We start from the raw sequence: 22413 nt of genomic DNA, 5'->3' as shown, positions 1-22413 counted from the left end.
TAATGAATAAAAACAATATATGAAATATTACAGTACAAACCGACAAGCCCCCAATGCCACACTACATGAAGCGGTGGTAAAAGGTCTGGCGAGTGACAGAGGACTTTATATGCCTGAGAAGATAAAGGCAATGCCTTCCGATTTTTTCGATACTATCGAGACAATGACATTCCAAGAAATTGCATATAAGGTGGCTGACGCATTTTTCGGAGATGACGTTGAGTATGACGAGTTACGCAAAATAGTATATGAGACTTTGGAATTCGATTGTCCGGTAGAGAAAGTTGAAGACAATATTTACAGCTTGGAACTTTTCCACGGCCCCACCCTTGCGTTCAAAGACGTAGGAGCACGGTTCATGGCCAGACTCCTGCAATATTTCATACGCAAGGAAAAGCGAGAACAAGTAAACGTCCTCGTAGCCACAAGCGGAGACACCGGCTCCGCTGTTGCCAATGGTTTTTTTGGCGTAGATGGAATACATGTATACGTGCTTTACCCCAAAGGAAAAGTAAGTAAGATACAGGAATGCCAGTTCACTACACTCGGACAGAACATAACGGCAATTGAAGTAGAAGGCGTTTTCGATGATTGTCAAGCCTTAGTAAAGAGCGCTTTCATGGATAAAGAACTGAATGAGCACATGAAACTGACATCGGCAAACTCGATAAATGTCGCCCGTTTTCTGCCACAGGCTTTCTACTATTTCAATGCTTATGCACGGATGAAAGAACTAGGGAAGACAGACAACCTGGTAATGTGCGTGCCAAGCGGCAACTTCGGGAACATTACCGCCGCCCTGTTCGGGCACCGTATGGGGCTACCTATAAAGCGATTTATCGCCGCCAACAACGCAAACGACATTTTCTATAAATACCTTCAAACCGGAAAATACGAGCCGATGCCGAGCAGACAGACCATAGCAAATGCTATGGATGTAGGCGACCCGAGCAATTTTGCCCGCATATATGATTTATATGAATATGATCATAGCTCAATAAAAGCACTTGTCAGTGGAGCTACGTATAGCGACGAGAGTATCAAAGAGACCATAGCCGAATGCTATAAAACAACCGGATATATCCTCGATCCTCATGGAGCGTGCGGTTATCAGGCACTGAAAGACCTGCTTAAAGAAAGGGAAACCGGTGTTTTCTGCGAAACAGCGCATCCGGCAAAGTTCAAAGATACCGTAGAACCAGTCATTGGATGCGAAATTAAAATCCCCTCACGACTCGCAGCTTTCATGAGAGGTGAGAAACGGAGCATTGTAATGCCAAAAGAATTCAGCGCTTTCAAGGAGTTTCTCATGAGCCGATAAGCCTCCATGTATTATGTGTAATTACACCATTATACATAAATTCTCAAATAAATATGACTGAAGAAAACCGAATAAAGAAAACAGGTGAAGACTATTTATTAAGTCTTCACCTGTTTTTTTACTACATGATTATACCGTAACCAACAGACAATTATTCTCCATTAACATGTACCCATACTACATGTTTTTAAGTAATATACTTCTTGATTTTCTTAAATATATGCGTCGTTCTTCAAATGCCTGCCGCCAATTATCATTATAAAAGTCATCTAACGGAAGGTCTATTTTCCAGCGACCCCGAGATTCCAATCGGTCTATGAGAACACCAAGACTCAAATTCTCAACATTCTCCGCCGGAACAAACTGCGACGGTTCTCCTTTCTCGTCTGACGTAATCTCGATAAGCAGGCGGGAATCGATCATTTCATAAAGCAAATCATTCACCACCCTTATCGGTATACCGGTCTCGGCACGCAGTTCCATTGCCGTATATGGCTGCTGACCTTTGTCAAATCTGCGGCATATACGAGCGGCAAGCAATGCGCTGAGCATTATCTGATAGCGATGGCTTATATTCGATGTCTTGGTGTTATAATCATAATAACTGAGATTTTGATTGGCATAGCACAATGTCGCCCCAAACAAACATATCGTCCATGAAATCTGCATCCACAACATAAATAACGGCAGTGCCGCAAACGAACCGTAAATGGCATTATAGCTGCTCACCCACATCTGAGAATGTATATAGAACAACTGTAACCATTGCATAGCCACTCCGGCCAAAATTCCAGGCACCACCACATACCTGAATTTCACGTGTGTGTTTGGCATGAAGATATAAAGCCCAATGAACATGGCAGACATCAGCACATAAGGCAACAAGGCAATGATAAAACGCATCATAGGTCCGAGCAACAATATGTCGGGCATGCTGTCGGCTATGGTAGCCATGAAAATAGACAATCCTGATGTCAGCACTATTATAATAGGGAATAGCAGCAACATGGCAAGATAGTCGGTAAACGTCCGGAATATGCTTCTCGGCTTCTTAACCTGCCATATCTCATTGAAAGTCACCTCTATATTGCTTACAAGCATCAAGACAGTATACAACATAAATACAAGACCGACACCAAGAAATATTCCGCTCTTCGTATGTACAAGATAACTGTTGACAAACCCAACAATCACATCGGCAGCTTGAGGCTGCGACTCGAATGTACCTCTAAACCATGTCTCTATATATCTGTTATATCCGAATCCGCGAGCTATCGCAAACACGACAGCCAAAATCGGGACAATAGCCAAGAGTGTCGAATAAGTAAGTGCGGAGGCATGGTTCATCACACGCTTCGTCGTGAAAAAACGTATAGTGATCATCAGTTTCTTGACAATGCTATAAAGTAGATATCTCAGTGGTGAGACATCACCTGTTGATATCTGCCAGATGTCAACTTTAAGAAATCTCACCAAATCCATCAACTTCTCTTTCATACCCAAAATCAAGAAACACCAACATTCAAAATAAAGAAAGCACTGCCCCTATAAGCCGGGTTCTGTACCACCATACAGCGGTGTCCGTCATTTATCTAATCCGCATGTCACCACGCGGCTCAAGCATTCTACCCTCCGTCGGATATTTTCGGGCGGGCAACCCTCAAACGACGGTATACGCGAACTTGCAGCCTCAGGATGGCACGGCCCGACGATCACCCGCCGGCCGGTAGTCTCTTACACCACCTTCTCACCCTTACCGCCCCTTTCGGCGCGGCGGTCATTCTCTTCTGCCATATCCCACTGTCGCCAATGGCTTCTGTTTTCGGAAGCTGAGCGCCCTACGCTGCCCGGACTTTCCTCCCGCACCAATGACGGTGCCGGCGACAGACCGGAGCACTGCTTTCATTCTGCAAAAGTACTGCAAAATATCGAAACGGCAAAACAATAAAGTCTTTTTAAGAACGGCAAACAGTTATCAGGCAGTCATTATCGGATTATAGAAATAAAACCGCTCCAAACAAGCATAATCACGAAACACTTCTAAAAGGCCTCTGTAACGATTTGTTATTTTAAAGATTTGTAAAATTGACAGCATTCAACGCAAACAGCCGTTAACGGCAGTTTTATAACTGTTAAATTGCGACAAATTAAAATGCCAAAATGGCAGAAAAACAAAAATTGCTGATATATTTGCAACGTTTAAAATAAGCGATAATAATTTGATAACTAATGTAACATAAAAACATTTCTATGATGAAAAAGATCGTAAACTATTTACTTCCGGCAATCTGCATGGTGGCAATCATTTTTTCTGTTGCCGCTTTCAACAAAGCCGGTGCTGCAACTCCGGCTGGACAACCGGTTGACCTTACTTATGCAGCCGAAAAAGCGCTGCCCTCAGTTGTACATATCAAATATGTACAGAACAGCAAGATAAAGACGGTAGAGGTTCAGAGCGACCCGTTCAGCGATTTCTTCTCAGACCCGTTCGGAGGATTTTTCGGACGTGGCAACGGTGGAACACAGAAGCGCCAGGTACAGACTCCGAAGAAAACGGCCACCGGTTCGGGTGTCATCATCTCTACCGACGGATATATCGTAACCAACAACCACGTGGTTGAGGGAGCCGACGAACTGACAGTAACACTTAATGACAACCAAGAACACTCGGCGAGAATAATCGGAACAGACAAGACCACAGACCTTGCGCTAATAAAGATAGACGGCAAAAACCTGCCAGCTATAACTATAGCAAACAGCGAAGACCTTAAAATCGGCGAATGGGTACTTGCCGTAGGCAATCCGCTCGGCCTCAACAATACTGTCACAGCAGGTATAGTAAGCGCAAAGGCCCGCTCGCTCGGCGCCAACAATGTAGAGTCTTTCATCCAGACAGATGCCGCCATCAATGCCGGCAACTCAGGAGGCGCATTGGTAAACACACGCGGTGAGCTCGTTGGTATCAACGCCATGCTCTACTCTCCGACTGGTTCTTATAGCGGTTATGGATTTGCCATACCTACTACGATAATGAACAAGATTGTGGAAGACCTGAAAAAATTCGGTGTGGTACAGCGCGCTTGGATAGGAATTAAAGGCGGAGACGTGAAAAACTATGTAGATGCGCAAAAAGAACAAGGCAAGGAAGTTGACCTCGGAACGATGGAAGGCATCTACGTTGACGAAGTGATGGACGAGGGAGCGGCATTCGACGCAGGAATAAAGAAAGGTGACGTGATAATCTCGGCAGACGGACAAAAAGTGACACGAATGGCCGAACTCCAAGAGATTATCAGCAAGAAACGCCCCGGCGACAAGCTGACAATCACCTACCTGCACAATAAGAAAAAGATAACCGAAACTGTAGTGCTCAAAAACGAGCAGGGAAATACCAAAGTGGTAAAGAATGCCGATCTTGATGTATTGGGAGCAAACTTCCGCGAAATCACCGAGGCTCAGAAAAAACAACTCAGCATAAGCTACGGTATTGAGGTCATAAAGGTTAACAACGGTAAACTTAAAGAGACCGGAATAGCCCGCGGATTTATAATACAGAGAGTCAACGACGAGACTATTAAGACGATAGACGACATGCAGAAAGTTGTCAAAGACGCCTCTACGAGCAAGGATCCTGTGCTATACATACAAGGTATCTACCCGACAGGTAAGAAAGCATACTTTGCCGTTCCGTTGCAAAACGAATGACAACAATCATTTGACACTATAAAGAGGTGAAAAGCAAGGAAGGCAAAAAAACACTGTGCTTACCTGCTCTTCGCCTCTTTCCTTTTTCTTTTTATTGCACATTAATTTGGCATTTCGGAAAAAAACTTTAACTTTGCATCAACTATAACCCACACGACTATGAGACAACTAAAAATAAACAAGTCTATCACCAATAGAGACAATGTCACTCTCGACAAATATCTTCAAGAAATAGGTCGCGAGGAACTGGTATCGGTCGATGAGGAAGTGGAACTCGCAAGACGTATCCATGACGGTGACAGAAAAGCGCTCGAAAGACTTGTAAAAGCCAATCTGAGGTTTGTCGTGTCCGTGGCAAAACAATATCAAAATCAAGGTCTGAGTCTGCCCGATCTCATAAACGAAGGTAACGTAGGACTGATAAAAGCCGCGGAGAAGTTTGACGAGACACGGGGATTTAAGTTCATATCATACGCTGTGTGGTGGATACGCCAAAGCATACTTCAAGCCATCGCGGAACAGAGCAGAATGGTGAGGTTGCCTTTGAACCAAATCGGCTCGGTAAACAAGATAAACAAGGAGTTGAACAAATTCGAACAAGAGTTTGAAAGACGGCCTTCGGCAGAAGAAATATCAGAAAGGACAGACATGCCACAAGACAAAATAAACGATGTCCTGACGGTCGGCAGCCATCATGTATCGGTAGATGCCCCGTTCACGGACGGAGAAGAGAACACACTGCTCGATACCATGGCCTCTAACGACTCGACAATGGCAGACAAAGAGCTGGTAGCGGAATCGTTACGCACGGAAATAAACGAAATTCTGAAATGTCTGAGTGAAAAGGAAAGGAACATCCTCAAAGCCTTTTTCGGCATTAACATGAATGAAATGACCCTCGATGAGATAGGAACAAAATACGGACTTACACGAGAACGTGTGCGACAGATAAAGGAGAAAGCCATCAGGCAATTGAGAAATAATACGAATAATATACTGTTAAAATCATATTTAGGACAATAAAAGAATAATGAAATCACTTAAATACGTTACAATTGCGGCAATATTAATCTCATTTTTTTCCGTGGGAGAGGTTTCCGCAAAGAAAAAAATGCTGCCAAAGGCATACATGTTCGGCTTTTCTGCCGCATTTACAGACTCGGTCGTTTACTTTACGAATGTACAAACGGTAGATAGCGTTTGGATCGACACAAAAAGCAAATTCCTGCTCGGTCGTGACAACTACTCTTATCAGTTAAAGAATTACTTCGCCCAACAGAAGAATATGCCGGCAAGAACATGCGTGGTATTCTTCGGACAAAAGAAAAAGGATGTGGAGAAAAAACTGATAAAATTGAAAAACAAATATACCGTCAAAGCCAAGACTCCGTTTGATGTTCGTTTTCTGGAAACAGGCGAATTCAAATTCAAAGGGATTGACATGAGCATAGAAGAAGTAGAATGAAAAAGCGGCACTTCTTCCGTATCGCGGACTTTTATATATCCATAGTTTTTGAAGACTCAAACCAAAACAGCATTTCTTTGCTGCCTTCTTTCTCCGTTTTTGAAACCGAACAGCCGGAAACGGATTGTCTGTTGTTTACCCTCACGGTAGACGACAATCTGCAGCCGGCACAGGAAAAAGAGCATATAAAGAAATGTGACACCGGCAACGGAGATACTTTGGTATATACACTGCCTGACGGCGGCTATCAGTATATCATAAAAGACATATACAATAATCCGTGCTGTTTACTGCACACAAACAAAGACTTCAGCCTGTGCACCTGCGCATTGAACGGGACGGCGACGATGCGCAGCTTTGGATTAAATGATGCCCTTATGTTGATTTTCGCGTTCCGGGGCAGTCATCAAGACACACTTCTAATCCATGCATCATGCGTTAGCCACAGCGGCTATGCCTATCCTTTCATTGCCAAGAGCGGAACCGGTAAAAGCACCCATTCAAGCCTGTGGCTGAAGCATATCCAAGGCACGGAATTAATGAATGATGACAATCCCATAATAAGAATTATTGATGGTAAACCATTCCTATACGGTTCACCATGGAGCGGCAAGACTCCGTGTTATAAAGATATAAAAGCGCCCTTGGGAGCTGTAACAAGAATTGACCGGGCACCCGCAAACCGTATAGAAAGGCTACGCCCAGTTCAGGCATTTGCATCAATGCTCCCTTCATGCTCTTCAATGAAATGGGACAGCATTATTTATAATAATATCTGTAACATAATCACCCGACTTGTCGAAACAGTGCCGATGTTCACCATGCACTGCCTGCCTGATAAAGAAGCAGCCCTGGTCTGTCATAAAGGAATAGCTGGAAGCGGCTCCTAAAAAGTAATTTATCATATATAAGCAAACAGATTGTCAATCAAACGAATAAGGAACAGTTATTTGAATAAAGGCAACAATGTATTTAAACAAACAGAAACCGCTAACAGAATAAAGGGCAATAAAGAAAATCGTAATAAATCAACAGAATGCCAAATGTTCGCCAACATATATCCGACAAGCACTAAATAACAAACAGACAAAACATGAAAGAAACAGCCTTATGACAACAAAACAAATGCCAAATGCGACATTTATACCAGAAGTCATTAAGATTATAGAAGCCGGGCACACCGTCACATTACCATTACGCGGATACAGTATGAGGCCGTTTCTTGAAGACGGACGTGATAAAGCCCTCCTAACGAAAGCAAAAAAGGCAAAAGTCGGCGATGTTGTTCTGGCGGAAATCAGTGAGGGTAATTTTGTGCTCCACCGCATAGTAAATATTTACGACGATGTAGCCACTCTCCGCGGAGACGGAAATCTGGGAGTGGAATACTGCCATCTGGATGATATCAAAGCCACTGCCGTAGGTTTTTATCGTAAGAACAAAATCACAGCGGATTACACAAACGGAACAAAATGGCTAATATACTCATGGCTATGGACACGCCTCTACCCTATCCGCCGATACCTACTGTACTTACACAGGCATTTATTCATAAAACAATAATAAGTCAATTAATATTATGATAACGAAGAAAGGATTTAATCTGCGCACAATTTGCGGTGAGCATATCATCGTGGCCGAGGGAAAAGAGAATATCGATTTCAGCAAGATAATAAGCATGAACGAGACCGCCGCGTACCTGTGGCAACAAGTTCAAGGCCGTGAATTCACGACAGACGAACTTGTGCTGTTGCTAACCAAGGAATACGATGTGGAACAGCCAACCGCTCAAAAAGATGTTGAAGCCATGATATTAAAATGGCATGAAGCCGGAATAATAGAATAATAACATTTCAACCAAAATCCACAGCCGCACTTCAAAATCTTTATTTGAAGTGCGGCTGTGGGTTTATATATGTTCCGTTCTACACTAAATTATCACCGCTCAGTGCCATTATGCAGCTTGACACAACAATACATTGACACAAATCATCAGAAAGTATACCCTACAGTGAACAGCAACTGATTACGCTTATTGCTTATATCTACCGCATCAGCGACATTCAAAGCATCGAGAACATCTGTAAACGGACGGAAAGTGCCATCTGTCTGACTATACTGATATGCAAGGTCAAGAGACAGTTTGTCTATACGATACCCGATACCGGCCGTCACACGGTATGTATCTTTCCAGTTCGTGCAGTCTGTCGCCGACTGATACATAACCCCGTAAGAGTCGAGTGTGCCGTCTTTCATCCCGTTTTTCTCGTACATCGGCGATACATAATTAAAACCGAGACGAACGGCAATGGCGGGATCGGGCTTGAACTCGGCACCCAGTTTCAATGTCGATATACCTTTAAGAGTGTTTTTGGTGTGTTCGTTCATCCATTCGTCGGATACGCTTGTCTCATTGCCATAATAGTCATACCCGTCGTTTACACGACTGTCAAGATTGCCATAATCGGCATATTCGTACGAAGCGCCGAGGGCAAGGTAGTTTCCTATCGTATGTCCGAGACTTAATCCGAACCGCCATGGAGTATAAAGCTTGAAGTCATAGCTTTCCGACAGGCTGAGAGAACCAAGCCCGCGATATGTCTCCGGATTGGCATTAGTGTCGTCTATCAGGAGTGTCGTGTAGTTACGGGTCGTAAGGTCGTACCACGTAGGCGTGGCAATAGACATACCTATTCTGAAGGGCGAGTTCTCAAACGGACGGAATATCACACCTGCTTTCAAGTCGAAACCCAGTCCGGTGATTTCACGAGAGTCTTCAAGCAGAGTACCTCCAAGCCCTTTATGGTTTGGGGCGAACAGCTCCGCATATTCCGAATAGCTTTTATAGTGAACGTCGTGAAGCCCCACCGTAAGTCCAAGATAAACCCTGTCGTTTATGTTTCCACTGATATTGAAATCGTATTCGCCTATATATCCTTTGCTTGCCCTGTCCATCATATAGCGCTCAGAGGGACAGTAATGATATATATCTTTTCCGCTGGGGTCTATCAGAGGATTATACAATATCGTATTGTAGTACAAATAGTCCGTCACACTATACGCAAGGTCATTCGATATTACTTCATCGTCTTTTATCTCTACGAAGTCCCAACCGTTCTCCGCAGCCGCAACATCCTTGTTATACGACATCTTGTTCTGCGATGCGTCGGCAGCCATACGCCCGGCAGCTTTCAGTATATGGTTGAAATTACGGCTCTTGTGATAGTTGAAACCGAAGTTCACAAACGAACTACGTCCCAAACGGTTCGAGTATACAAATCCTATCTGGTCGAAACTCAGGTTTGTCTTATTGCCGGTTGAGAAGTCTTCCGCTCCATCCTGAGACACGAGACCGAAAGACATGCTTGCCGTCGAGTGTCTGAAAAGTCCTATACCCGCTGGGTTGGTGGCAATCGTGGATATGTCGGCTCCGAGAGCGTCCATCGCTCCACCCATTCCCACATATCGCGCCGTACCATTCAAATCGCCCGTCGCAATGTTGGCATTCTCATAAGTCTCCTGAGCCGCTGCCGGCATAAGCCCGCACATCAAGGCAACAGCCAAATAATATCTTACTTTCATATCAGTTGTTCTTTTAATATTATTACCTTATTACTATCTGCGCCCGCCAAATCCTCCGGAACGGCTGCCTCCGGAACGGCTTCCGCCACCGAAGCCTCCTCCACCGGACCTACTGCCTCCAAAACCGTTTCCACTGCCAAACGAAGAGTTGGTATTGCGCGGCGGAGTTACCGGGCGCACGGTTTTATTATCATTCCTGTTGACGGTATTGGGTCTGTTTGCTGTATTTGTCCTGTTTGTTCCGAACCGCTCGGATGCGTTAAACTTACGATTTCCAAATCCTGAGTTTCTCGAATGACCTGTCGTCACACGTCCCGTACTTGTAGCGTTGCCGTTGCCATAGCCCGCAAGCGGACGACGTCCAGTACCGTTAAGATGATTCTTTGTACCCGTGTGACCGCCGGAACTGCCAACATAGATAGGACCGCCCCACCAATGTCCGTGCCAACCGTGATACCAGGGATCATACCAACTGTGATACCAAGGGTCATAAAACCAACCTGAATAATGCCATGGACTGTGATACCAGCTCGAATAATACCAAGGACTCCCCCATCCCCAAGCGTCAAAACGGCCGTCATTATAACCGGCCCAATAGGAATCAGACCAATGATAACCGTCGAAACGGCTCATCAGGCGGGTATATGCATAGTCATCGTCCGAGTTTTGCACCACAGACGGATATACACCCGCCACACTGTCAAACTCTATAACGTCATTTCCGGCCGAGTCAATCTGATGCACAGAACTGCCTTGCCGGTTGTACTCATCGACGTCACGATCGCTCCCCGAATAATACGTGCCGCGCGGTATTCCGAAATCGGCGGTACTTTCGGCTACGCTTTTCTTCGTCGGAACGAAGTACATATCGTCTTGCGCAATCATGCTTGCCGGCATAGCCAACACAAACATTGACATAAGAATAAACTTTCTCATAATCGCTCCTTTTTTATTGTTTACTTCATTCATGATACAAAAATAATCATATTAAACCTATTATCACATGGAAAAGCCCTAAATAGTTATAGGAATTTCCCTATTTTTGTTATTTTTGCATCAAATTCATATTATTATGAGATATTACGAAGTTGATTTTAAAATAACAACCGGAACGTCCGGAGCCGATATTCAGGACGTGCGCGACCTGATAGCGGCTTTTGCCGGAGAGGCGGGTTTCGAGACATTCGAGGAAACAGACAACGGCATTAAAGGCTATATACAGACCTCCATGTATGATGAGGAAGCCTTGAAACAGGCCATAGACAATATACCGATGGAGGGAACAGACATTACATATAATGTGAAGGAAGCCGAATACAAGGATTGGAACGAGCAATGGGAAAACGAAGGATTCATGCCCGTTACAATAGCTGACAAATGCGTGATACACGACGGCAGGCACCTGCCGGAAGGTAATTTCGACATTTCAATAGAAATAGATGCCCGCATGGCGTTCGGAACAGGCACACACGAGACGACACGGATGATGGTTGCCACGCTGCTGGCCGAAGACCTTACAGGAAAGAGTGTGCTCGACTGCGGCTGCGGCACGGGAATACTCGGCATAGCGGCCCTGAAAGGCGGAGCAGCGAAAACCGTAGGCTACGACATTGACGAATGGAGCGTGGACAACGCACGCCACAATGCGGTGATAAACAATGTGGATGACAAATTCAAATCCATCCTTGGAGATGCCTCGGTACTCGATGATACAGACATGAAGTTTGATATAGTAGTGGCTAACATCAATCGAAACATACTGTTGAACGACATGGAACGATTCCGAAGCGTGATGAAAGACGATGGAGAATTGATTATGAGCGGATTTTACAAAGAAGACACCGACACTCTCAAAACTAAAGGCAAAAGTATCGGCCTCACTCCTAAACAGGAGAAAAATGACGGAGACTGGGCATGCATATCGTTCATTTCCGACAACAAACGCTAAACCACAAGAATATATAAAAAAGCGGCTCCGATATGTCATATAAAACTATCGCAGCCGCTTTCTCATTCGGAATAATATTGACAAAAGACGTTTTGTATTTCGATTATTTGGTAATGAAAATCCGTAGACCTGAAATATCACCGTATTTCACCATTTCACATAACATACTATTTATCAAGTATATACGCACTTCAAGCTGATATAACAGGAAACATTATCATCATTATTCATCAAGTTTTCCGCAACGGGACGCTCTTTGGTCTGCATTTAGCCGCCCGTTAGAATGTAACGGGCGGCTAAACGTCTTGCAATTACTTGCCGAACAGACTCCAACGGATATCCCGTTGCAGAAAAAAGGTAAAATAATAGTCATGAAATGATTATGCCGACGCATTATGTATAGCGATGTATATCGCATTGCCAACGTAGAATGAAGAAAAGCAAAGTGTTAAATTCGTGACTTTATTATTACATTCTCAATATCAAAGAGCACATGATATCAGGCAACGGAATGGCTTACACTACCATCTCCCCCAAAAAACGCCCTGAAAAATGACCGCTTCCTGACTGTCAATGTGGATAATAGTCTGGCTCATCCGATCCCTCTTCATTACCGATAGTAAGGCGACGCAAGTCATAATAGCTGCCATTGTATATATTGAAATCCACATATCCCTTTATTCCGGGCAACTTACCGCAATCCGTATGCTGCCAGAACTTCCATTTACCCTTATACTCAATCTTGTCAACATAATAGTGAGCGATCCAATAAGGATATTGATCGAATATGGAATCGCTGAGATAGGCCGTCTTGAACTTATAATAAGTATAGATTATCGGTTTCACATTATAATGCCTCTCTACAATGTCAAGCCATGTGAGAACGCTTTTCTTGAACTCTTCCGGACTTTGTTCTTTCGCCTTATGCTCCACATCAAGTACAGGAGGAAGATCGCCCTCTTCAAGTTTCACGTTACGTATGAAATGTTCGGCCTGAGCCTTTCCCGTAGAGCGTGTACTCCAAAAGTGGTATGCTCCGCGAATGAAACCGTACTCACGGGCCTGATAGAAATTATCTTTGAAACGATTGTCTATACGGCTTGCGCCTTCGGTAGCCTTTATCATGACAAACCGCACGGGACATCTCTCTATCATGCCGTTGTTCCTGAGATCACCCCAATCAATCGTGCCCTGATAGTGGCTTATGTCTATTCCGTGTATCTCATATCCTTCCGGATAAGAGACATCACCGTACAGAGCACGCCAACGGAAACCGAACGGGCCGACAAAAAAATAATAAAAAGCCCATACATATCCCAAAACGACGAGTCCGCCACCTATCCACCAAGCCCAGCCGGGCATCTTTTGAAGTATGCGGGTCAGCAATCCCGGCTTGTTCCTGCGCACGGGACTGTGATATTTCTTTCTCGTTGATTTTCTATTGGGGCGTCGTTTTACTGTATTCGGCATGCTGAAAATATAAACCGCAAGTCACACTGGTAACGGTACATACCATGTCAACCGTATTACCAATGCAACTTGCGGTAGAGTATCTTATTTATTCTGCTCCAAGGCCAAAGTCATAGTCGGCTTGTCGCAAACTTCCGTCGGTCCCCAATACTGTATCGGACCGGGATATACATAACAAGTTTTCCTTGCCCACTCATCACGCATTGCGACAAACGCCTTGAAAGGCTCACCATCAAGTTCCACAAGAGCCTTTCTGATTACAGGCTTCATCTCTCCGTTGCGGCGCTCCATATTCATCATCATAGTGATTGGCACACCTCCGGCTATCCACTCGTCGGCCGGAGCCGTAGTGTTCTTCACGATAGCCATATAGCCGGTCTTTCCGTTAGCAATGAGCTGCACCGCACTCGAACCGAGAGCATAGCAGTAGTCGGCATCGAAATTTGACGGTATGGCACAGCGTCCCTCATATCCGAAGAAATGATGTAATGCCGAGAATTTTCCAGTGTATTTACCCTCATCTTTCCATTGGGCCAACTTGGCCTCACACATATCGGAAAGCAGTTTTTCTGTCTCAATGAGCGAAACCTGCACATTTCCGTGGGGGTCGCGGTCGAGAGAAAGCTGACTTGCCACGCCTTCCGGCAGAGTTGCGAACGTGGATGCGTTCTCGGCAGACAGATGGGCCATGATGTACTCGCGCTGAGCGTCTTTGTCCAAATCCTTGTATTCGTCACCATGAGCGGCAAGCAGGTCGTTTAGTTCCTGAATAAGGCGGCCTATCGCCGGTATGAACTCAATCAGGCCCTCAGGCACGATCACTGTTCCGAAATTATTGCCGTCTTCAGCACGGCGGGCAATCACCTCACAGAGGTTTTCAACAATCTGGTTAAGCGTCATGTCTTTGCTCTCAACCTCTTCCGATACAAGGCAAACATTAGGCTGGCACTGCAAAGCGCACTCCAATGCTATATGGCTCGCCGAACGTCCCATAACCTTGATAAAATGCCAATACTTGCGAGCCGAATTGCAATCGCGCTCAATATTTCCTATAAGCTCCGAATAAGTCTTTGTTGCCGTGTCGAAACCGAAACTGGTCTCTATCTGTGTGTTTTTAAGGTCTCCATCTATTGTCTTGGGGCAGCCGATTACCTGTACCCCATATTTCTTTGCGGCATAATACTCCGCCAGTACGCAAGCGTTTGTGTTTGAATCGTCTCCGCCTATAATTACTATTGCCTTAATGTCCAGCTCACGGATAATCTCGATACCTTTCTCAAACTGATCCTCCTCTTCGAGTTTTGTGCGTCCGGAACCAATCATGTCGAAACCGCCGGTGTTGCGATACTCGTCAATAACCTCTTTTGTAAGTTCTTTGTAATTATGGTCTACAAGCCCTCCGGGGCCGAGAATAAATCCATAGAGCCTGTTGTCTGGATTCAGCTTTTTAAGTTGGTCAAACAGGCCGGTGATTACATTATGACCTCCGGGCGCCTGTCCTCCGCTCAAAATCACACCTACATTGATTTTTTTTGTGTTTGCCTCATCGCTCGGAACAAACTCAACGACCGGCATACCATAAGTGTTGGGGAATAACTTTTTAATTTCTTCCTGATTGTCCACACTCTGTGTGGGAGCTCCTTCTTTTACTTTCACTGCACCTTGAAGGGCTTTCGGCAACTTCGGCTGATAAGCAGCCCTTGCAATTTGCAAAGCACTCTTTTCCATAAATAATTAATATTTTATATGAATAATGAACTAATCGCTTATTTCATGAATGCAAAAATAACAATTTTCATACAGAAATAAGAAAGAAACTGTATAAAATCAAATATTTAATTAATTTTCATAACAAAAACTTATCGTCATTCGCTTTTTTTCCGTATCTTTGACGAAGTAATTATAAATCGAAAAGACAAGGAGGCTATTATTATGACAAACAAAAGAAAACTAAAAAAGTACATCAATTCAAGTTGCGCGGATTTACTCGCCGAGTGTGTGGCAGTATCGCTTTATAGCGCAAAGACAAACGATGATAATGTGAAAGCATTGATGTTCTCGATACTGAAGCTGGAAAGCTGTTTTATCAGAAGAATATCACATCCAGAGCCAGGAATGAAAGCAAAAACATATTTTAAAGACCTCATTGACAAATTCCATGCAGGTGTCAATGAGACCATCGACCAAATAAATAATTTCAATTAATCACGGAGCAAGAGAATAATATATATGTGGAAAGCATTTTGCAGATGGCTGTTATACAAACAAATGGGATGGGTTGCCGACGTGACCGAGCCTCATCCCGATAAATATATTATATGTCTCGCACCGCACACAAGTAACTGGGATTTTCTCATCGGGCAGTTATATTCCGGCGCCGAAGGGCTGAAAAGTAACTTTTTGATGAAAAAAGAATGGTTCTTTTGGCCGTTGGGTGGCATTTTCAGACGTTTGGGCGGCATTCCTGTATGGCGCACGAAAAGAACAAGCATGACAGACAACTTAGCCGAAACAGCCAAAAAGTCGAGCAGTTTCCACCTGTGTGTCACTCCCGAGGGTACACGCTCGCTTAATCCAGAATGGAAAAAAGGATTCTATTTCATTGCAATGAAAGCCGGCATTCCCATATTATTATATGGAGCCGACTATGAAAAGCGCATCATACAATGCAAGAAAACAATTATCCCAAACGGAGATGTTGACAATCAGATGAAAGAGATAAAACTATATTTCAAAGACTTCAAGGGGAAAATTCCGGAAAAATTCACTGTCGGGGAGATATAAGCCTATGAGAATAAGGCATTTTTTTATATTATTATCGTTCTTGTATTCCATCGCCATAAGCGCCCAACCTTCGCGGATTGACGTTAAAACGGTGAAGAAAATAGAAAAGTTTCTCAAGAAATACAAGGTCAACAACAAGGACAAAAGCCAGACACCTGTTATTCTGGACTATAAAGTTGACAATAGCAAACGGACTGTAAGAATAACAGTTGACGAGACTTTTGCCATGCAGGAGTTTTCCGCTAAAACGACAAGAAAGATATATGAAGGAATAAGCAAAAGACTCGATAAAAGATACCGGAACCATAAGATAACGATAATCTCAAACGGACTGTCTATAGACAACCTTGCGCCAAACATAAAATCGGAGGCCGGTAAAAGGCCTTCCGGCAGAATAAATATAGATTATAAAGGCAATCCATGGGTCAAGAACATTTCCGATCCAACACAAATAACACACGGATTGCAAAATCGACACATATCGGTATGGGCAAGCCACGGACGGTATTATGACAACAATAAAAACTTATGGAAATGGCAAAGGCCCAAACTTTTCGGTACGACTGAGGATTTATTTACCCAAACGATCGTCGTTCCGTATCTCATCCCCATGCTTGAAAACGCCGGAGCAATCGTCTTTACACCACGCGAACGAGACTGGCAGAAAAACGAAGTCATTGTGGATAATGATGACAACATGGTCGGGACGAGCTATATAGAAGTCAGTTCGCAACACTCATGGAAAAATACCGGTATCAAGGGATTTGCCAAACATCCCGGATATTACACGGACGGAGAAAACCCGTTCACCGCCGGTACGGCACGAATGGCAAAAACAACAAGAAAATCAAACAGTTACAGTCTTATCTCTTACCAGCCCAAATTGCCAAAAGAGGGGAAATATGCCGTTTACGTGAGCTATCAAACATTGCCAAACAGTATAGATGACGCATGCTATACTGTTTGGCATAAAGGTGAGAAAACGGTATTTAAGGTCAATCAGAAAATGGGAAACGGCACATGGGTATATCTCGGCACGTTCGAGTTCGACAAGGGAAGCAATGAATTCAACAGGGTCGTGATAACCAATCAAAGTGCACGCAAAGGCGTTGTAACGTCAGATGCAGTGCGTTTCGGCGGCGGTATGGGAAATATCATGCGTGGAAACGCAACCAGCGGGTTACCCCGTTGCCTTGAAGGTGCCAGATATTATGCCCAATGGGCAGGCATGCCATATTACGTATACAGTACAAAATCCGGTACGGACGACTACCGCGACGACATAAACACACGCTCATACATGACCAATCATCTCGGCGGAGGTTCCTGTTACATGCCGACCGTCGAGGGGCGTAAAGTTCCGTTGGAACTGTCATTAGCCGTTCACAGCGACGCCGGATACTCAGCAAACGGCACAGGACTTATCGGTTCACTGGCTATATGCACCACAGGATTTGGCAACGGTATGCTCAACTCCGGCATTTCGCGTACGGTCTCCCTCGATTTCGCCAAATCATTGCTCACAAATATTACGCAAGACATAAGATATAAATACGGCAAATGGGTGGAAAGGGAAATATATGACAGGAACTTTTCGGAAACGCGCATACCGGAAATACCAAGCGCCATAATAGAAACCATGTCTCACCAGAACTTCCCAGACATGCGTTACGGGCAAGATCCCAACTTCAAATTTACCCTTGCACGTTCTATATACAAAACTGTTTTGCGCCAGATATGCAACTCGCACGACCGGTCATACATCGTAACTCCTATGACACCAAACAATTTTCGCATAGAGTTTACGGATGGTAATGAAGTAAAACTGGCATGGGAACCGGTCGAAGACCCGCAAGAGGCCACCTCACGGCCGACAGGATACATCGTATATACAAGCGTTGGAAGTGCCGGTTTCGACAACGGAACATACATAAAAGGCTCAAATTATCACAAGGTTAAGTTGGAACGTGGCGTGCTCTACAGTTTCAAAGTCGCAGCGGCAAACAAAGGCGGAAAGAGTTTTACCACAGAAACGCTATGCGCCCTATACAACTCTGACAGCGAATACGCCGACAATATAATAATCATAGACGGCTTTCACAGACTCTCTTCGCCCGCTATCCGTGACAATGTCTTTGAGCAAGGATTTGACTTTGATGACGACCCTGGCGTATCTCTCGGTCCAACTGCCGGTTGGGTCGGCAGGCAATTATGTTACAACCGTGACAGAATTGGCATCGAAGACGAAAGCGGGTTGGGATGGTCAGGCGATGAATTTACAGGTATGTTCATTGCAGGCAACGACAGGAACCATGTCCGCACTCATGCCGAAGCGATACAAGCATCCGGCAGTTACAATATAGCAAGCTGTTCAAGTGAAGCCTTGGAAACAGGAAAAATAGACTTGTCACGGTATAAACTGGCAGATATGGTACTTGGACTCGAACGCAATGACGGGCACAGCCTCAAATACTACAAAACCTTTCCCTTGCTGATACGTGACCAACTGCGTGCATTTACCAAACGTGGCGGAAGGTTGCTGGTCTCCGGAGCGTACATCGGTAGCGATATGACAGCCCCGGAAGAGCAACTCTTCCTGAAAGAGACACTGAAATGCAGCTATGCTGGAAGCCACACAAGCCAAAATGACTTCATATACGGCATGAACACAACCATTCCTTATCACAACGCCATCAATGAGGAACACTATGCCGCAACAAAGCACGACGCATTCACACCGCACGGACATGCATACGCCGCACTATGCTATAACAACGGAGGAAATGCCGCCATCGCATATAGAGGAAGCGACTATCGCTCGTTCACTATGGGCATTCCGTTCGAATGCATCAAAGAAAACCAAAAGAAACATTCTATCATGAGGGGAATAATGGATTTCCTCATGAAATAAGTTCAATAACTGTAACAAATACATTAAGATTATGTTCAAGATTCAAGCAAACCTATCCGGTACACGGTACATCTGCATAAGCGAGGAACATCTGCAAACAATAGACAAATATCTGCTGTTCAGAGATTTGATAGACAGCAATGGATACGTGGACGAACAAGTGCTCGACAAACTGAGACTGAACACCCGCTCACTTCTCGAATCAAGCGGGAATAACGATAAGGCACTGCTCGACCTTTGCCTCGATGTCATTTATCATCCCAATATGAAAGCGTTCGGACTGCAAAAACTGGTGCAGCTTTTCATCGAATGGAAAGACAAAGACCCTCAGGCAGAGTAAGTAAAACAAATCAACCGCACCGACATCTCCAACCGGCTGATTGCGCATTTCGAATAATAACAATACAGACATAAAGCCAGCAAGTATTATACAAGGGCGAACAATATGGAATATAAACTATCGGATTTCCTGCCAACGACAAAAAAGGAAATGGATATTCGCGGATGGCAAGAGGCTGACATCATTCTGTTTTCAGCCGATGCTTATGTAGACCACCCCTCTTTCGGAGCGGCGGTAATAGGCCGGACACTTGAAGCGGCAGGATATAAAGTGGCCGTCGTTCCTCAACCGGACTGGCATGGAGACTTCCGTGATTTCAAAAAACTCGGTCGTCCGAGACTCTTCTTCGGCATCTCTCCCGGTTGTATGGACTCAATGGTAAACAAGTATACCGCCAACAAGCGACTACGCTCTGAAGATGCATACAGTCCAGAAGGCCGACATGACATGAGACCGGAATATCCTACCATCGTATACTCAAAGATACTCAGACAGTTGTACCCTGATGTTCCTATCATCCTTGGAGGCATTGAGGCATCATTGCGCCGACTGACGCATTACGACTACTGGCAGGATTCGCTGCGCAGATGTATCCTGTGCGACAGCGGAGCCGACCTTATAGTATATGGTATGGGCGAGAAACCTATAGTGGAGCTATGCCGACAGCTCGAAAGCGGAATGCCGATAAAAATGATTACGGACATTCCACAGACCGTTTACCTAACAAACAAAAACGATCTACCTGGCGGCATATCAAAAGACGACATACTGCTGCACAGCCATGAGACATGCGTAAAAGACAAAAAAGCGCAAGCCGAAAATTTCAGGCATATCGAAGAAGAATCGAATAAAATCCATGCCCGACGCCTTATACAGGAGGTGAACGGGAGATTAGCCGTTGTCAACCCTCCATATCCTCCCATGACATCAAAAGAACTGGACGCATCGTTTGACCTGCCCTATACCCGTGTCCCGCATCCCAAATATAAAAACAAGCGTATTCCGGCCTACGAGATGATAAAATTCTCTGTAAACATACATCGCGGATGTTTCGGCGGATGTGCGTTTTGTACCATATCGGCACATCAAGGAAAGTTCATTACCTGCCGCTCCAAAGAAAGTATTATAAAAGAAGTGAGGCAAGTCATTGACATGCCCGACTTCAAGGGCTATCTGTCTGATCTCGGCGGTCCGTCGGCAAACATGTATGGAATGAGAGGGCGAAACATTAATATATGTGAGAAGTGCAAACGTCCGAGTTGCATAAACCCGCAGATATGCCCTAACCTGAATACCGACCACAGCGCACTGACAGACATTTACCGGACGGTGGATAAACTTCCCGGAATAAAAAAGAGTTTCATCGGCAGCGGCGTGCGCTACGATCTGCTGTTGCATAGAAGCGACAACGAGAAAACAAACAAGGCGGCAGCCGAGTATACGCGCGAATTGATTTGCAAACACGTGAGCGGCCGGCTAAAAGTGGCTCCCGAGCACACGTCGGACAACGTGCTGCGGCTGATGCGCAAACCGCCGTTCAGACAGTTTGACGAGTTCAAACGCATATTTGACAGAATAAACCGTGAAGAGAACTTGAACCAGCAGATAATCCCTTACTTCATCAGCAGCCATCCGGGATGCAGCGAAGCCGACATGGCGGAACTGGCAGTGAAGACAAAAAAGCTGGATTTCCACCTCGAACAGATACAAGACTTCACGCCCACTCCAATGACGGTAAGCACCGAGACATGGTATACAGGCTACGACCCGTACACCATGGAACAGGTATACAGCGCAAAATCGCAACGGGAAAAACTTGCCCAGCGCCAGTTTTTCTTTTGGTACAAGCCAGAAGAAAGGCGCGGTATAGAGCAGTCTCTCAGACGTATAGGGCGACCGGAACTAATCAGCGAATTATGGTCACAACCGCAAATGGTTTACCAACACCACAGAGAGACACGGCAAAAGACCGCCTCACAGAACAGAAATGGAAATAATAGAGCAAAGCATAACAGCGAAAAGCAAGACAACAGAGCCGGAAGACGGGATCGTAATCACAGATGATTTCATCGCCGTAATAGACGGAAGCACAAGTAAAACGGCCAAACGCATATCTCCCCAGCACTCCAACGGGAGATACTGCATGTTGCTGATAAGCGAATATATCAGGAGTGTCGACGCAGACATCGATATCAATGGCTTTTGCTCCGGTGTAACCTCATGTGTCAATAGTGTATATGACAAAGACACAAAAGAACATGCCAAATCTCATCCGGAAGAAAGAATCACGGCAAGTTGCATAGTGTTCAGCAAAAAAAGGCGGGAGATATGGATGATTGGAGACTGCCAGTGCCTGATAGACGGAAAGCTTTATGAAAATCCCAAACCGGATGAAAGCATCCTTGCCGGACATCGGGCAGAAATCATAAGCAAAGCCCTGGCGGAAAAGACACATACCATTGACGACATAAGAAATAACGACATCGGCCGGAAAGCCATAATACCGGATATGATAAGGAACATGGAAAACCAAAACAAAACATACTCCGTGGTCGACGGTTTTCCTATCCCCATGGACAAAGTAAAAAGAATATCACTCGCTGACAATGAAGGTACCGTGGTATTGGCAAGCGACGGATATCCGTTCCTGTGCCCCACCCTTTCTCTGTCGGAGGAAGCTCTTCATCAACAGCTCACCAATGATCCGCTGAACATTAAAACGTTCAAGGCTACCAAGGCCTTTATGGACGGAAATAATTCATTTGACGACCGCACATACATACGTTTCAGATACTCAGCAAACTACTTATAGCAAAAAGTGATAATACCAAAAGGACTTTTATAAGATTTTTCACAACAACGGATTAGTGTCACAAGCCGTCAAAAC

Annotated in this window: 19 protein-coding genes and 1 other RNA gene; 14 read left to right on the top strand and 6 right to left on the bottom strand. The window is 44.8% G+C overall.

Annotated elements, in window-relative coordinates; genetic code table 11:
- Positions 1–19: 19 nt before the first annotated feature.
- Positions 20–1321 (top strand): threonine synthase, encoded by a 1302-nt coding sequence (gene thrC / locus HPS53_RS05285; protein ID WP_172204845.1) that lies wholly within the window; start codon positions 20–22, stop codon positions 1319–1321.
- Positions 1322–1498: 177 nt separating this feature from the next.
- Here thrC and HPS53_RS05280 read toward each other — a convergent pair whose 3' ends face one another.
- A complete protein-coding gene (locus HPS53_RS05280) occupies positions 1499–2818 on the bottom strand; it encodes a YihY/virulence factor BrkB family protein (RefSeq protein ID WP_172204843.1) in 1320 nt (439 codons plus the stop codon).
- A gap of 35 nt (positions 2819–2853) precedes the next feature.
- An RNA gene (rnpB, locus tag HPS53_RS05275) (RNase P RNA component class A) lies at positions 2854–3221 on the bottom strand.
- A gap of 353 nt (positions 3222–3574) precedes the next feature.
- Between rnpB and HPS53_RS05270 the strand changes: the two genes are divergently transcribed.
- From HPS53_RS05270 to HPS53_RS05245, 6 genes are all read left to right on the top strand, one after another.
- Complete coding sequence (locus tag HPS53_RS05270) at positions 3575–5026, top strand: Do family serine endopeptidase (RefSeq protein ID WP_172204921.1); 1452 nt, start codon at positions 3575–3577, stop codon at positions 5024–5026.
- Between the two features lie 159 nt (positions 5027–5185).
- A complete protein-coding gene (locus HPS53_RS05265) occupies positions 5186–6049 on the top strand; it encodes an RNA polymerase sigma factor RpoD/SigA (protein WP_172204841.1) in 864 nt (287 codons plus the stop codon).
- Positions 6050–6056: 7 nt separating this feature from the next.
- Positions 6057–6491: a hypothetical protein gene (locus tag HPS53_RS05260; protein ID WP_172204839.1), complete on the top strand. Its 435-nt coding sequence runs from the start codon at positions 6057–6059 to the stop codon at positions 6489–6491.
- Positions 6488–7381 carry a hypothetical protein gene (locus HPS53_RS05255; protein ID WP_172204837.1) on the top strand — a complete coding sequence of 298 codons (894 nt, stop codon included), beginning with the start codon at positions 6488–6490 and terminating at the stop codon, positions 7379–7381. The genes HPS53_RS05260 and HPS53_RS05255 overlap by 4 nt, the downstream gene beginning before the upstream one ends.
- A gap of 220 nt (positions 7382–7601) precedes the next feature.
- Positions 7602–8054 carry a S24/S26 family peptidase gene (locus HPS53_RS05250; RefSeq protein ID WP_172204835.1) on the top strand — a complete coding sequence of 151 codons (453 nt, stop codon included), beginning with the start codon at positions 7602–7604 and terminating at the stop codon, positions 8052–8054.
- 16 nt (positions 8055–8070) lie between these two features.
- Positions 8071–8337, top strand: coding sequence for a PqqD family protein (locus HPS53_RS05245; protein WP_104369086.1), 267 nt, complete (start codon positions 8071–8073; stop codon positions 8335–8337).
- Positions 8338–8483: 146 nt separating this feature from the next.
- On the opposite strand, the gene HPS53_RS05240 is transcribed toward HPS53_RS05245, so the two are convergent.
- Entirely contained in the window at positions 8484–10073 is a 1590-nt protein-coding gene (locus tag HPS53_RS05240; protein ID WP_172204833.1) for an OmpP1/FadL family transporter, read from the bottom strand.
- A gap of 33 nt (positions 10074–10106) precedes the next feature.
- The gene (locus tag HPS53_RS05235; RefSeq protein WP_172204831.1) at positions 10107–11009 is read right to left on the bottom strand and encodes a hypothetical protein; all 903 of its coding nucleotides are present in this window, start codon (positions 11007–11009) and stop codon (positions 10107–10109) included.
- 136 nt (positions 11010–11145) lie between these two features.
- Between HPS53_RS05235 and prmA the strand changes: the two genes are divergently transcribed.
- On the top strand, positions 11146–12021 hold the full coding sequence (gene prmA / locus HPS53_RS05230) for a 50S ribosomal protein L11 methyltransferase (RefSeq protein WP_172204829.1): 876 nt from the start codon (positions 11146–11148) through the stop codon (positions 12019–12021).
- A gap of 570 nt (positions 12022–12591) precedes the next feature.
- Here prmA and HPS53_RS05225 read toward each other — a convergent pair.
- Together HPS53_RS05225 and HPS53_RS05220 are read right to left on the bottom strand one after the other, a co-directional pair.
- Positions 12592–13491: a glycoside hydrolase family 25 protein gene (locus tag HPS53_RS05225; protein ID WP_104369082.1), complete on the bottom strand. Its 900-nt coding sequence runs from the start codon at positions 13489–13491 to the stop codon at positions 12592–12594.
- Between the two features lie 84 nt (positions 13492–13575).
- Positions 13576–15219, bottom strand: coding sequence for a diphosphate--fructose-6-phosphate 1-phosphotransferase (locus tag HPS53_RS05220; RefSeq protein ID WP_172204827.1), 1644 nt, complete (start codon positions 15217–15219; stop codon positions 13576–13578).
- 204 nt (positions 15220–15423) lie between these two features.
- On the opposite strand from HPS53_RS05220, the gene HPS53_RS05215 reads away from it, so the two are divergent.
- The 6 genes from HPS53_RS05215 (at position 15424) to HPS53_RS05190 (ending at position 22338) form a co-directional block, all read left to right on the top strand.
- Positions 15424–15696, top strand: coding sequence for a hypothetical protein (locus HPS53_RS05215; protein WP_104369080.1), 273 nt, complete (start codon positions 15424–15426; stop codon positions 15694–15696).
- 24 nt (positions 15697–15720) lie between these two features.
- Positions 15721–16275, top strand: a complete 555-nt coding sequence (locus tag HPS53_RS05210) for a 1-acyl-sn-glycerol-3-phosphate acyltransferase (protein ID WP_172204825.1) — start codon at positions 15721–15723, stop codon at positions 16273–16275.
- 91 nt (positions 16276–16366) lie between these two features.
- On the top strand, positions 16367–19186 hold the full coding sequence (locus HPS53_RS05205) for a xanthan lyase (RefSeq protein WP_371741778.1): 2820 nt from the start codon (positions 16367–16369) through the stop codon (positions 19184–19186).
- Between the two features lie 31 nt (positions 19187–19217).
- Entirely contained in the window at positions 19218–19526 is a 309-nt protein-coding gene (locus tag HPS53_RS05200) for a hypothetical protein (protein WP_172204823.1), read from the top strand.
- A 105-nt stretch (positions 19527–19631) separates the two neighbouring features.
- Positions 19632–21590, top strand: a complete 1959-nt coding sequence (locus HPS53_RS05195) for a YgiQ family radical SAM protein (RefSeq protein ID WP_172204821.1) — start codon at positions 19632–19634, stop codon at positions 21588–21590.
- Positions 21514–22338: a hypothetical protein gene (locus HPS53_RS05190; RefSeq protein ID WP_104369076.1), complete on the top strand. Its 825-nt coding sequence runs from the start codon at positions 21514–21516 to the stop codon at positions 22336–22338. Before HPS53_RS05195 ends, HPS53_RS05190 begins: the two co-directional genes overlap by 77 nt.
- Positions 22339–22413 lie beyond the last annotated feature (75 nt).

Source organism: Prevotella sp. PTAC, assembly GCF_013166535.1.
GTDB lineage: Bacteria > Bacteroidota > Bacteroidia > Bacteroidales > Bacteroidaceae > Prevotella.
The sequence above is the reverse complement of the archived record's forward strand: the minus strand, read 5'-3'. Positions and strand labels throughout refer to the sequence as shown.